The organism is Massilia sp. P1_C10 (assembly GCF_056406475.1).
This window is the reverse complement of the sequence record NZ_JBFUAC010000002.1, coordinates 388050-400986: the sequence shown is the minus strand read 5'-3', so window position 1 is coordinate 400986 and position 12937 is coordinate 388050. Positions and strand designations below refer to the sequence as shown.

10 protein-coding genes are annotated in these 12937 nt (G+C 68.6%); 7 read left to right on the top strand and 3 right to left on the bottom strand.

Annotation, left to right across the window (positions count from 1 at the left end):
• The first annotated feature begins 38 nt into the window (after positions 1-38).
• Positions 39-2303 carry a polysaccharide biosynthesis tyrosine autokinase gene (locus AC1D02_RS06090; RefSeq protein WP_477314746.1) on the top strand — a complete coding sequence of 755 codons (2265 nt, stop codon included), beginning with the start codon at positions 39-41 and terminating at the stop codon, positions 2301-2303.
• A 200-nt stretch (positions 2304-2503) separates the two neighbouring features.
• Positions 2504-3031, top strand: a complete 528-nt coding sequence (locus AC1D02_RS06085) for a CHRD domain-containing protein (RefSeq protein WP_477314744.1) — start codon at positions 2504-2506, stop codon at positions 3029-3031.
• 68 nt (positions 3032-3099) lie between these two features.
• On the opposite strand, the gene AC1D02_RS06080 is transcribed toward AC1D02_RS06085, so the two are convergent.
• Entirely contained in the window at positions 3100-4620 is a 1521-nt protein-coding gene (locus AC1D02_RS06080) for a serine hydrolase domain-containing protein (protein WP_477314742.1), read from the bottom strand.
• Between the two features lie 93 nt (positions 4621-4713).
• Positions 4714-5718, bottom strand: coding sequence for a phenylacetate--CoA ligase family protein (locus AC1D02_RS06075; RefSeq protein ID WP_477314740.1), 1005 nt, complete (start codon positions 5716-5718; stop codon positions 4714-4716).
• 115 nt (positions 5719-5833) lie between these two features.
• Here AC1D02_RS06075 and AC1D02_RS06070 point away from each other — a divergent pair, with 115 nt between their 5' ends.
• Positions 5834-6256, top strand: coding sequence for a hypothetical protein (locus AC1D02_RS06070; RefSeq protein ID WP_477314738.1), 423 nt, complete (start codon positions 5834-5836; stop codon positions 6254-6256).
• Positions 6253-7173, top strand: coding sequence for a pyridoxal-phosphate dependent enzyme (locus AC1D02_RS06065; protein WP_477314736.1), 921 nt, complete (start codon positions 6253-6255; stop codon positions 7171-7173). Before AC1D02_RS06070 ends, AC1D02_RS06065 begins: the two co-directional genes overlap by 4 nt.
• 136 nt (positions 7174-7309) lie before the next feature.
• Here AC1D02_RS06065 and AC1D02_RS06060 read toward each other — a convergent pair whose 3' ends face one another.
• Complete coding sequence (locus AC1D02_RS06060; protein WP_477315359.1) at positions 7310-8485, bottom strand: dienelactone hydrolase family protein; 1176 nt, start codon at positions 8483-8485, stop codon at positions 7310-7312.
• A 249-nt stretch (positions 8486-8734) separates the two neighbouring features.
• On the opposite strand from AC1D02_RS06060, the gene AC1D02_RS06055 reads away from it, so the two are divergent.
• Genes AC1D02_RS06055 through AC1D02_RS06045 form a run of 3 tightly spaced genes read left to right on the top strand, consistent with a single transcriptional unit; the run spans position 8735 to position 12852 of the window.
• Positions 8735-10387, top strand: a complete 1653-nt coding sequence (locus AC1D02_RS06055) for an efflux MFS transporter permease (RefSeq protein WP_477314734.1) — start codon at positions 8735-8737, stop codon at positions 10385-10387.
• Between the two features lie 3 nt (positions 10388-10390).
• Entirely contained in the window at positions 10391-11467 is a 1077-nt protein-coding gene (locus tag AC1D02_RS06050) for an HlyD family secretion protein (RefSeq protein ID WP_477314732.1), read from the top strand.
• The gene (locus AC1D02_RS06045) at positions 11464-12852 is read left to right on the top strand and encodes an efflux transporter outer membrane subunit (protein ID WP_477314730.1); all 1389 of its coding nucleotides are present in this window, start codon (positions 11464-11466) and stop codon (positions 12850-12852) included. The genes AC1D02_RS06050 and AC1D02_RS06045 overlap by 4 nt, the downstream gene beginning before the upstream one ends.
• Positions 12853-12937 lie beyond the last annotated feature (85 nt).

Below are 12937 nucleotides of genomic sequence, written 5' to 3'. Positions count from 1 at the left end.
GTAGCGTTGAGCTACCGAATCCCAGCGATAAGCCCACCATGTCCACCGCCACGCACATCAGCCACGCCCGCCCGCCGCGCCGGCGCGCCATCAGCCACCGCGGCATCGCGGCGCCCGCGCCCACGCGCGACCAGGACGATCCGCCGGCGCTCGCCTGGATCAACCTGCTGCGCGACCACTGCCGCCTGGTGGCCGCGATCGCCGCCGCCGTCACCTTGCTGGCGCTGGCCTACGCCGTGCTGGCGCGGCCGGTGTACGAGGCGAGCATGCTGATCCACGTCGAGGAAGCCTCGCCGTCGACTTCCAGGAACGCGCTCAACGACGTCGCCTCGATGTTCGACACCAAGAAGGCGGTCACCGCCGAGATGGAGCTGCTGCGCTCGCGCACCGTCATCGCGCCCGCGGTCGAGCGCCTGAACCTGACCATCGAGGCGCGGCCCGATTATTTCCCGCTGCTGGGCAAGCTGGTGCGCGACTTCCGGCCGGGGCAGCTGTCGCAGCCGGGCCTGTTCAGCTGGGGCAACGCGGTGTGGGGCGCCGAGCAGATCGACGTGCCGGTGCTCAACGTGCCGCCGGCCATGTACGACCGCGCGCTGGCGATCGTCAGCCTGGGCGGCGGCCGCTATTCCATGTTCGATCCGGCCGGCAACGTGCTGTTCCACGGCACGGTGGGGCCGCGGCTGCAGGTCGACACCCCGGCCGGCGGCATCGAAGTGCAGGTGACGCGGCTGGCGGGACTGCCCGGCGCGCGCTTCCTGGTCAAGCGCAGCTCGGCCAGCGCGGCGATCCACCAGCTGCAGGACGAGCTGATCGTCGCCGAGCGCGGCAAGCAGTCCGGCGTGATCGAGGTGCGGCTCGAAGGCGGCAGCGCCGAGCTGGTCAACGGCGTGCTGCGCGACATCGGCCAGCAATACATGGCGCAGAACATCGGGCGCAAGAGCGAGGAGGCGGAAAAGTCGCTGGCCTTCCTCGACCAGCAGCTGCCCAAGCTCAAGGCCAAGCTCGAGCGCGCCGAGGGCGAGTACAACGCCTACCGCAACGCCCATGGCACCATCGACTTCGCCGAGGAAGCCAAGCTGAGCCTGCAGCAGGCGGCCGCGGCGCGCATCCGCCGCGCCGAGCTGGTCCAGAAGCGCGCCGATCTGCTGACCCGTTTCACCATGCGCCATCCGGTGGTCGCCGCCGTCACCGGCCAGCTGCGCCAGGTCGACCGCGAACTGGCCGAGATCGCCGGCCACATCAGGACGCTGCCACTGCTCGAGCAGGATTCGCTGCGGATGGCGCGCGACATCAAGCTCAACACCGACCTCTACACGGCGCTGGCCAACACCGCGCAGCAGCTGCGGATCGTCTCGGTGGGCAAGGTCAGCAACGTGCGCATGGTCGATCCGCCGATGGTCAGCGACGACCCGGTGCGCCCGCACCGGCGCCTGATCGTCATCATCGGCGCGATGTGCGGCCTGCTGCTCGGCGTGCTCGGCGCGGTGCTGCGCAAGAACATGGGCGGCGCGGTCGACGATCCGCTGGCGATCGAAAAGCTGCTCGGCGCGCGCGTGGTGGTCGCCAGCATTCCGCACAGCGACGCCCAGGCCCGGTTGGCCCGGCGCGGCGGCGCGGCGGCGCTGCTGGCGCGCGACTGGCCGACCGACGGCGCCATCGAAGCGCTGCGCAGCTTCCGCGCCTCGCTGCAGTTCTCGATGCCGCGCCTGCACAACAACGTGATCATGTTCGCCGGGCCGACCAGCAGCCTTGGCAAGTCCTTCGTCTCGGCCAACTTCGCCGCCGTGATGGCCGCCGCCGGCAAGCGCGTGCTGCTGGTCGACGCCGACGTGCGCAACGGCCGCCTGCACCAGTATTTCGGCGTGCCGCGCGAGGGCGGGCTGTGCGAAGCGGTGAGCGGCGCCATCACGCTCGGCCAGGCGATCCGGCGCGGCGTGCTCGAGCGGCTCGACCTGGTCACCACCGGCACGCTGTCCGAGGGGCGGCCCGATTTCTTCATGCCGCTCGACGTAGGCGCGCTGCTCGCGTCGGTGCGCTCGCGCTACGACATGGTGCTGGTCGACTCGCCGCCGATCCTGGCGCTGGCCGACTCGCTGGTGATTGGCGGCCATGCCGGCGCCGTGTTCCTGGTGGTGCGCGCCGGCGTCAGCACCGAGCGCGAAATCACCGAAGCGATCAAGCGGCTGAACCAGGCAGGCGTGTCGCCGCTGGGGATCGTGTTCAACGACGTCAAGCCGCGCCTGTCGGGGTACGGGTATAAGTACGCGTATCGGCCCGTCGGCCAGCTGGAATTCGCGGCGTGAGGCCTTGAAGGTTCTGACCGCACTGGTCGGACCCTCGTGCAGTGACCACTCAATAATCGCCGTCCCCCGCCTGAGCGTCTCGATATCGATCTTCTTCTCAGGTGTGCGCTCGTTACCTCAGCAGTGATGTAATATGAACATCGGATTTGTGCGTCCGCGCATCGACGTATTTACACCGCAGTCAACCAGGAGAACGACGAATGAAGACCGTAAGAAAAGACGTCCGGGTGGTAGGGATTGCCGCTGTTGCCGCACTGCTGGCGCTGGCCGGCTGCGACTCGATGAAGGCAAAGGACGCCAGCGCGCCGATGGCCGTTGAAAAAACCGCGACCGCCATCAACCCGACGCCGATGCCGGCCGGGACGCCGGCCGTCATGCCGGGCGCCTCGATGATGCTGACCGGCGCCCAGGAGGTGCCGCCCAATCCGTCGACGGCGAGCGGCAAGAGCATGATCATGATCGGCGCCGACAAATCGGTGACCGGCTCGATCGAAGTGATGGGCATGACGCCGACGATGGCGCACATCCACGAAGCGGCGAAGGGCCAGAATGGCCCGGTGATCGTGCCGTTCACAAAGACCGGCGCCAATACGTTTGCGCCGGCTGCCGGCGCGAAACTGACCGATGCCCAGTACGCCAGCTACATGGCCGGCAAGCTGTACATCAACGTCCACAGTGCCGCCTATCCTGGCGGCGAAGTGCGCCTGCAGCTCTGGCCCGCCAAGTAACGATGGATGGGGTCAGGTCCGCCGGACCTGACCCCGGTTTTGTCGGCGCCAGCGAATAGCCGAGGTCTCTACTTTTCGGCCCGCACCTTCAAATCAATAAACTGCACCTTCGGCTCGCGCTCCGGCGTCAGCGTGAACGACACGTCGACCGTCCCCGTCTCCCCGACCAGCGGAAAACTTCCGCGCAGCTGATTCTCCGCCTTGATCGGCCCCACCGCGATCACCTTGCCGATCTTCGTCAACTGCGTCCGGCTGGCCGCCACCCAATCCTCGCGCGACCGGTCCAGGAAAAAATTCTCCGCCGCTATCGCCGCGCCGAGTGCCGGATCCCACGACTGCAGCAGTTCCGCCACCTGGCGCTGGCGCGTCGCCAGGATCGCCGACACCGCCGGCGGCCGCCGCTCCAGCTGCGCGCGCTCGATCAGCCGCTCCAGCACCTTGGTGGTCGGCGCATACACCGGCCCATAGCGCAGGTTGCTGAAGGCGATCACCCCGATGCCGTGCTGCGGCGCGAACCGGTACTGGCTGCCATAGCCGAGCAGCCCGCCCGAATGCCCGACGATGACGACGTCGCGGCTGTCGCGCGACCACCACAGGCCGTAGCCATAAAAGCTCACCTTCGGGTTCGGCGTCTTGTCGTCCGCCAGCGTGGCTTTCGGCGCCATGCCGGCGAACGCGCGCGGCTGCTGCATTTCGCGCACCGACGCCCGCCGCACCGGGCCGGTGTCCGGCCCGTCGCGCGCCGGCGACGCATCCAGGTGAAACGCCACGTAGCGCGCGAAGTCGTCCATCGTCGTCATCAGGCCGCCCATCGCGGCGCCGTCGCCGTCGTGCAGGATCGGCTCAAGCTTCCAGGCGCCGTGCTCCCATCGATAGCCGAGCGCCAGCTTGCCCGGCGCGGCCTGCGTGTATTCCCATCGCGTGTTCTTCATCCCCAGCGGCTGCAGGATCTCGCGCGTGACGTAATCCTGGAAGCGCATCCCCGCCACCTTCGACACCAGCTTGCCGAGCATGACGTAACCGAGGTTGCTGTATTCAAAGGCTTCGCCCGGCGCATTGGAAAACGACAGGCCGCCGCCGACCAGGCGCGCCAGTTCCGCATTATCGATCTGCATCTGGCGGTCTCCCCACGGATTGTCTTCGGGCAGGCCGGTCGTCATCGTTATCAGCTGGCGGATCGTCACGGCCGGCGAGTCCGCGGTCGGCAGCGCCACGCCGCGCAGCTCCGGCAGGTATTTCACGACCGGGTCGTCCAGTCCCAGCTTGCCCTGGTCGCGCAGCTTCATCGCCGCCATTGCGACGAAGCTCTTGGTCATGGAGGCGATCCTGAATTCGGTGTCGGCCGCCACCGGCGTCCTGCGCTCGACGTCGGCCAGGCCGAAGCTGCGCGTGTGGACCAGCTTGCCGTCCAGGACCACGCCGATCGAAAGGCCGGGCAGGTGCTCGGCGTTCGCCAGGTCGGCATACAGCTTGTCGATCTCCGGCATCAGCGCGGCCACCCGTTCGGCGCGGGTCGCCTCCGCCTTGGCCGATGCGGCGCCGCAGGCAATCAAGAGCAGGGCTGCGGCGCGTGCAATATGCAGGTTCATGATGGTCGATTCTTCGGCGGATAGGGTTCGTTGAACATCCGCCGGAACTGCCCGGCGGCGACCAAGTGAGGATCGGCCAGTGGAGGGATATTGTCAACCACGTGAGACCGGCCCTATCATCGGAAACGCCCGTCCGCACTGGCAGGCGCCGGGCTTCCACTGGGTGCGGTCGCCGGGCCGGTAGCGCACCAGCGGCATCGCCTGGTTGTGGAAGGTGGTGCCGACGACGAAGCCGTCGATGATCTCGACGTAGGCGTAATCGGGGTTGATGTGCAGGTTGCCGTGCTCGCACTCGGTGGCGAAGGCCACGCGCTCGGCCATGCCGTACATGTCCATCACCTTTGCGCCCAGCCGCCCGGCGATCAGTGCGCGCTGGTGGCCGTGCAGCGGCTCGGACGCGCTGAAGACGACCGGGATACGCAGGCGCCGGCCGCGCCGTTCCAGCAGGCCGGCCAGTGCGAACGCCGTCGACGGATACGCCTGCAGCATGGCCGGCGCCAGCGCCTCGAGCCGGTCGATGATCGCGTCCGCATGCTCCTCGCACAGATGGCGCGACGACACCAGCAGCTGGCGGTTGTAGCGGTTCCAGATCCAGAATGGCGGCCGGGTGCGCGCCGGGTCGACCGCCACGTCGCCGCGCAGGGTCGCGCGCACCATGCCGTCGCGATAGCCGGCCCAGCCCCAGTGGCGCTCGATGAAGGCCTGCTCCATCCGCGCCGACTCGGCGCTGCGCAGCACCGCGAGCGGCGTCCCGGTGGTGCCGCTGGTGCGGCCTGCCGCAAGCCACGGCGCCCTGAGCGGGTACAGGCTGCCTCTGTCCGCAAGCAGGGCCTGTCGGTCGATCACCGGGAACGCCTCGCGCAGCACGTCGAACGACGCGGCGACCGGGAAGCCGGGCCGGATGTGGGCGTAGCGGGGCAGGCGCGCGATCGCCGAATGCAGCGTGCGGTGCAGCAGTTCGGCCTGCAGGGCGTGCAGCTGCGCGGCCGTCATCGTCTCGGTGCAGGCGAGCGCGCGCAGGCGCCGGCGGCCGCCCGGGCCAGCGCGCAGCAGGGCGCGCGCGCCGAAGCGCAGTTCGTTCCAAAGTGGCGAAGTCATGACGACGAATGTTCCGCCGGATCGCACTGATTCGCCTCCGTTGGACGCAAGCCGGGGCCATTTGGCCGCATCGGTGGTAGAATTTTTTTCCTCGCCCCTGACAGGTTCGCCCACGATGCAGCAAACAGTCGACTTCACGATTCGCACCGAATGCCCGCCCGGGCTGTGCGTGTGCGATCGCGAGCGCCTGCTGGCCGATCCCGATTCGGACAAGCGGGTGCTGCGGCTCACGCGGGAGGAAGAAAAGCGCCTGGTCGACCGCATCGAGGCCGTGTCCACCTACGAGGACTTGCGCAAGCTCGAACAGCGCATGGTCCAGCTGCTGGGCATCAGGCTGTCGATCACTCCCGGCTCCAACGAAGTGCGCACCGTGCGCGGCTTCCGCATCGAGCTGGCCGAACTGCCGGGCCTGTGCCGCAAGACGCGCCAGTCGATTCCCGCCGCGGTGCGGCGCTGCCTCGACCAGCATCCCGAAATCGCCTACGCCATCCTCGATGCCGAAAGCCTGTTCGCACCACCACCGACCGACGCTCCATGACACTGCACATCCAGACTCCGCTGCTCTTATCGACCGCCTTTGCTGGCGTGCCTGGCCAATCGGTCTGGCTCAAGATGGACGCGCTGCAGCCGACCGGCTCCTTCAAGAATCGCGGTATCGGCCACGCCTGCGAAGAGTACGCGCGCCGCGGCGCCCGCCGTTTCATCTCCTCGTCCGGCGGCAACGCGGGCATCGCCGCGGCCTACGCCGGCCGCCGCCTGGGCATCCCCGTGACGGTGGTGGTGCCGGAGACCGCGACCGCGCGCGCGATCGAGCTGATTCGGCGCCAGCAGGGCGAAGTGATCGTGCACGGCGCCTCGTTCCAGGAAGCGAACGAGCGGGCGCAGTCCATGCTCACCGAGATCGACGCCTTCATCCATCCGTTCGACGACCCGCTGCTGTGGGCCGGCCACGCCTCCATGATCGACGAGGTTGCGCACGCCGGCGTCACGCCCGATGCGGTGGTGCTGTCGGTTGGCGGGGGAGGGCTGCTGTGCGGCGTGATCCAGGGGCTGCAGCGCAACGGCTGGGACGGCGTGCCGGTGATCGCAGTCGAAACCGCGGGCGCCGATTCGCTGGCGCAGTCGATCGCGGCCGGCGAGCGGGTCGAGCTGCCGCGCATTTCCAGCATCGCCTCGTCGCTGGGCGCGCGCAAGGTCGCCGAGCGGGCCTTCGCGCTGACCCGGCGCCACCCGGTGCGCAGCATCGTGGTGTCCGACGCGGCCGCGGTGGACGCCTGCATCCGCTTCATGGACGATCATCGCGTGGTGGTGGAGCCGGCGTGCGGGGCTTCGCTGGCCGTGGCCTACGATGCGGCCAATCAGCTGTCCGATTTCCGCAACGTGCTGGTGGTGGTGTGCGGCGGCGTCACGGCCACGGTCGCGCAGTTGCAACAGTGGGCGGCGGAGCGGCGGTGATTCTGACGCTGCGGCGACAATTCCGGGGGGGTGGGTTTGGCGAAGCGGAGCTTCGCGCCTGCGGAACGGTCGAGCCTTGCAAGGCTCGATTCCTCCCAGGTCCGGCGGAGCGACGGGGACGCGTAGTCCCCCTTCTTTACTTGGTGGTCGAGGCGCTGCCGCCGACCGTGCCCGCGGATTTGTCCAGGCTGCGGCTGGCGAGGATCTTGCCGCCCTGGTCCGGTGCCGGATCGTCGCGCCACACCACGTTGTCGTCGATCGAGTACAGCCTGCACGGCTGGCCGGCCTTCTTCTCGCAAGTGGCGAGGGCGCGCCGGTCCGGGTCTTCGCCTTCCTCGGCCCAGCACCAGCCGCCGTTCGGCGCCACCGCGAACGCGCGCGGCGTCAGCTTGTCCAGGTATTCACGATAGGCGCGCCGGCCGTTCTCTTTCAGGAACGGCACGGCATCGACATCGCCCAGCGGCGCGTAATCGGTTTTCGGCAGCGCCGGCTGCACCGCGACGGTGTAGCGCTCCTCGGTCGGCATGCCGATCTTCTTGAGGAAGGCCTCGGTTTCGCCCCACCACACTTTTTCGCCGTCGCGGCTGCCGATCATGCCGTGCGCGTCGCGCTTGAAGGCGCCGAATTCGACCAGCCGCGCCGTGCCGCCCGCCTTGACGAAGGCGTCGTGCATGTGCGTTACCAGCTCCGGCCCGAACAGCGAATCGTTGGCGCCGTACATCCACAGGCTCGGGAGCTTGTTGGCCGCGCCGTAGTTGGCGAAGGCGCGCACCAGTTCCGAGCGCCAGTCGCAGCGCTCGGCGTCGTCGCGCAGGCCGCCGGCGAAGTTGATCAGGCCGCGCACGCCGGGCAGCTGCTGGGTGCCCAGCGCCATCGTCGCCAGGCCGCCGTAGGACTGGCCCGCGACAACGATGCGGTCGGCGTCGATCCAGGGTTGCTGACGCGCGTATTCGACCGCGTCGCGCACGTCGCTGGCCTGGGCGATGCCGTTGGCCGTCATGTTGCAGCCGTATTCTTTATAGCGGCCGGTGGATGCGGCGAAACCCTGGCGCATCGGCACCATCACCGCGTAGCCGCGCTTGACGAAGGCGGTCGCCATGAAAATGAAGCGGTCGCGCGCCTGGTCGCTGGGCGCGCCGGCGTCCTTGCCGTGGTTGATGATCAGCAGGGGAAACGGGCCGTCGCCGTTGGGCCGGAAAATCGTGGTTTCCAGCATTGCCCGGTGTTGTTTTCCTGCCGGCACGCGGACGATGTGCTCGTTCAGGCGGTAGTCGAGGGGGAGCTCTTGCTCGTATGCCAGCGTTGGCCACATCACGAGGCAACTAATGAGTCCCAATGTGCTGTTGCGAACAGATGACATGACGCGAACCATAGCAATATAGATACCTGGGGCTGAAGGAATTTCCGGGTGGAATAATTTGATTCTAAGCACCGCAAAATTCCAGAGCAATACCCAATTGCTAATTCAGGTAGTTAATTTTTTCCTGATAGCCAGAACGTCAATTTAGATCAACACTTCGATGCCGCCGCCCTTGCCACATCGCCAATCGGCGTCCGCTCCATGAGCAAATATGCCCCGCGCGAATGGCATCCCGACGAGAAGCCGATGCTGCCGGGATCGCCGTCGTCGCCGGCCCATCCGACCTGGCTGCGCTACGCTTACCTGATCGTCGGCATCGTCGTCAGCCTGACCGGCGGTCTCGGGAATGCGCTGGTGTCGGTCAACCTGGTGTCGCTGCAGGGCGCGCTGGGCGCCTACGCCACCGATATCGCGTGGCTGCCGGCCGCCTACGTGATGACCAATGTCTCGATCAACCTGCTGCTGGTGAAATTCCGCCAGCAGTTCGGCCTGCGCCTGTTCACCGAATTCTTCCTGGTGCTGTACGCGCTGGTCACCTTCGCCCACCTGTTCGTCCACGAGCTGGCGTCCGCGATCGCGGTGCGCGCGGCCCACGGCATGGTCGGCGCCGCGCTGTCCACGCTCGGCCTGTATTACATGCTGCAGGCCTTCAAGAAACCGCAGCGCCTGCGCGGGCTGGTGATTGCGATCGGCGTGTCGCAGCTGGCGCTGCCGATCGCCTACATCTTCTCGAGCGACCTGCTGCAGTTCGCCGAGTGGCGCGGCCTGTACCTGTTCGAGCTGGGACTGACCCTGTTCGCGCTCGGCTGCGTGCTGATGCTCAAGCTGCCGCCGGGCGACCGCATAAAGACCTTCCAGCCGCTGGACTTCGTCACCTTCGGCCTGTTCGCGCCCGGCGTGGCGCTGCTGTGCGCCGCGCTCACCTTCGGCCGCCTGCTGTGGTGGTTCGAGACGCCGTGGATCGGCTGGGCGCTGGCCGCTTCCATCTTGCTGATCGCCGCCGCCATCTTTGTCGAGCATCACCGCGCGCGCCCGCTGCTCAACACGCGCTGGCTGGCCAGCGCCGACATCGTGCGCCTGGGCCTGTCGATGATCCTGATCCGAGTGGTGCTGTCGGAACAGGGCACCGGCGCGGTCGGCTTCCTGCGCGCGGTGGGCCTGAACAACGACCAGATGCAGATGCTGTTCGTGATCGTGCTGGCCGCCACCATCGCCGGCATCGCTGTCAGCGCGCTGACGCTGTCGGTGAATCACCTGACCGCGCCGGTGGTCATCGCGCTGCTGCTGATGGCGGCCGGCGCCTGGTTCGACGCTCACGCCACGAGCCAGACGCGCCCCGAGCAGATGTACGCCAGCCAGTTCCTGCTGGCCTTCGGCGGCGCGCTGTTCATCGGCCCCTCGCTGATATCGCTGATCGGCGGCGTGATCGCCAATCCGTCCAACCTGATCAGCTTCTCGGTGATGTTCGGCCTGAGCCAGAACCTGGGCGGCCTGCTTGGCTCGGCGGCGCTGGGCACCTTCCAGGTCGTGCGCGAGAAATTTCATTCGAGCCTGCTGGTCGAGCATCTGAGCCAGCTCGATCCGATGGTCGCCAGCCGCGTGCAGGCCGGCGCCGCGGCATACGGGCGCCTGGTTCCCGACCCCGCGGCGCGGTCGGCGCGCGGCCTCGCCACGCTGTCGGCCACCGCCACCCGCGAAGCCAACGTCCTGGCCTACAACGACGTGTTCCTGCTGATCTGCGCGATCGCGCTGTTTACCGCCGCCTGGATCTTCCTGCACGCGCTGTGGCTGCACCTGAATCCTCCACCGCCGGCGCCCGCGCCCGGCCCAACCCCTGACGCAGTAACGGATTGAGACATGAAAGCACCGACCCCTCCAGAAAAACCACGCAGCAAAATCCTGATCAGCGCGCTGCTGTTCGGCGCCATCGCGCTGGCCGGCGTGCTGGTCGTGCTGTACGCCTGGAACCTGCCGCCGTTCCACAGCACCGTCCAGAGCACCGAGAACGCGCTGGTGCGCGGCCAGGTGACAATCATCAGCCCGCAGCTGTCCGGCTATGTCGTCGAAGTGCCGGTGCAGGACTTCCAGCAGGTGCGCAAGGGCGATCTCTTGATGCGCATCGACGACCGCATCTACCGCCAGAAGGTCGAGCAGGCCAAGGCGCAGCTGGCCGCGGCGAAGTCGGCGCTCGCCAATACGGCGCAGCAGCGCCACACCGCGGAGGCGACGATCCGCCAGAACCAGGCCGCGCTGGCAAGCGCCAACGCCCAGGCGCTGCGCGCCGCGGCCGACTCCAGGCGGGTCGAGGAGCTGGCGGCCGACGGCTCGCTGTCGGCGCGCGAACGCGACCAGACCCGCGCCGCGCGCGCGCAAAGCGTGGCCGGGGGCGCGCAGGCGCAGGCCGCGCTGGACATCGCGCGCTCCAACCTGCAGGCGGTGGCGGTGGGCCGCGGCTCGCTCGAAGCTGCGGTGGCCGGCGCCGAGGCGGCGCTGCAGCTGGCCGAGATCGACCTGTCCAACACCCGCGTGACGGCGCCGCGCGACGGCCAGCTTGGCCAGGTCGGCGTGCGCCAGGGCGCCTACGTTAACGCCGGCGCGCAGGTCACCGCGATCGTGCCCGACCAGCTGTGGGTGATCGCCAACCTGAAGGAGACCCAGATGGCCGGCGTCGCGATCGGCCAGCCGGCCACGCTGACGGTGGACGCCTTGAACAACGCGAAGCTGCGCGGCCACGTCGAGCGCATCTCGCCGGCCACCGGCTCCGAATTCAGCGTGCTCACGCCCGACAACGCGACCGGCAACTACGTCAAGATCGCCCAGCGCATCCCGGTGCGCATCAGCCTCGACCCGAACCAGCCGCTGGCGGCGCGCCTGCGTCCCGGCATGTCGGTCGTCGCCAGCATCGACACGGCCGCGCGCGGCAAGCAGCCATGAAGGCGCTGGTGTGCCTGCTGGCGCTGGTGTGCCTGCTGGCGCTGGCCGGCTGCGCCGCGACGTCCGCGCCGCCGCCGCCCGCATCGACGCTCGACGTGCCGGCCGCGTGGCGCACCGAGGTCGGGCCGGGCGCGCAGCCGGAGGCGCAGTGGTGGGGCGCTTTCGGCGACCCGGTGCTGAACCGGCTGGTGCAGCGCGCGCTGGCGCACAACGGCGACGTGCGCCTCGCCGCCTCGCGCCTGCGGGAGTACCGCGACCGCGTGACCGTCGCGGCGAGCGGCCAGCTTCCCGCGCTGAACGCCGTCGTCACGCCAGCGCGGGCGCGCCTGATCGGTCCATTCGGCACGCCGGTCGAGGGCACCTCGCTGAACGCCGGCCTGCAGGCCAGCTATGAACTCGACCTGTCCGGCAAGCTGGCCAGCACATCGGCGGCCGCGCGCGCCGACCTGCAATCGCAGCATGCGCTGGCCGGCGCCACCGCCTTGTCGGTCGCGGCCAGCACCGCATCGGGCTACCTGAATCTGCGCGGCCTGGACGCCCAGCTCGCGCTGGCCAAGGCCACGCTGGCATCGCGCGAACGCTCGCTGGCGCTGGCCAAACGCCAGTTCGACGTCGGCTACAGCTCGCGCCTCGACTGGTCGCAGGCGCAGGCCGAATACCACGTCACCGCCGCCGTCGTGCCGCAGCTCGAACGCGCCATCGCGCAGCAGGAAAACGCGCTGTCGGTGCTGATCGGCGCCAGCCCCGGTCCGATCGAACGCGGCGCCGCGCTCCACGCGCTGGCCGCGCCAGCCATCGCGCCGGGCCTGCCGTCCGAACTGCTGCGGCGCCGGCCCGACATCGCCCAGGCTGAACGCGCCGTCGCCGCGGCCGACGCTGGCCTCGCCGCGGCGCGCGCCCAACTGCTGCCGTCGATCAGGTTGACCGCGTCGGCCGGGCTGGAAGCGTCCAGCATCGGCGATCTGCTGCGGTCCCCGAATCTGCTGTGGAGTATCGGCGGCAGCGCATTGGCGCCGCTGTTCGATGGCGGCCGCCTGCGCGCCCAGGCCGACATCGCCGCGTCTCAGCGCGATCGCGCCGTGATCGCGTACGAAACCGTGGTGCGCAACGCCTTCGCCGATACCGACAATGCGGTGGCGGCGGTGCGCCGGCTGGACGAGCAGTTGGCCGAGGCGGCGCAGCGCCGCATCGCCGCCGCCGAGGTCCTGCGGGTGGCGCACAACCGCTACGCCAACGGCTATGCGTCCTACCTCGAGGAACTCGACGCCCAGCGCGGCGCATTCAGTGCCGATCTTGCTGTGCTGCAGTTGCGTGCGAGCCTGCTGGGGGCCCACGTCGACCTCTACCGCGCGCTCGGCGGAGCATGGACTGGAACATTTCCATAAAGCCATCTTTCTAGATCTACAACGATTCTTTTTTGATGTTGCGTAATAACCTTGATCTATAGCAAATTTTTAGTAATTTCTCTGC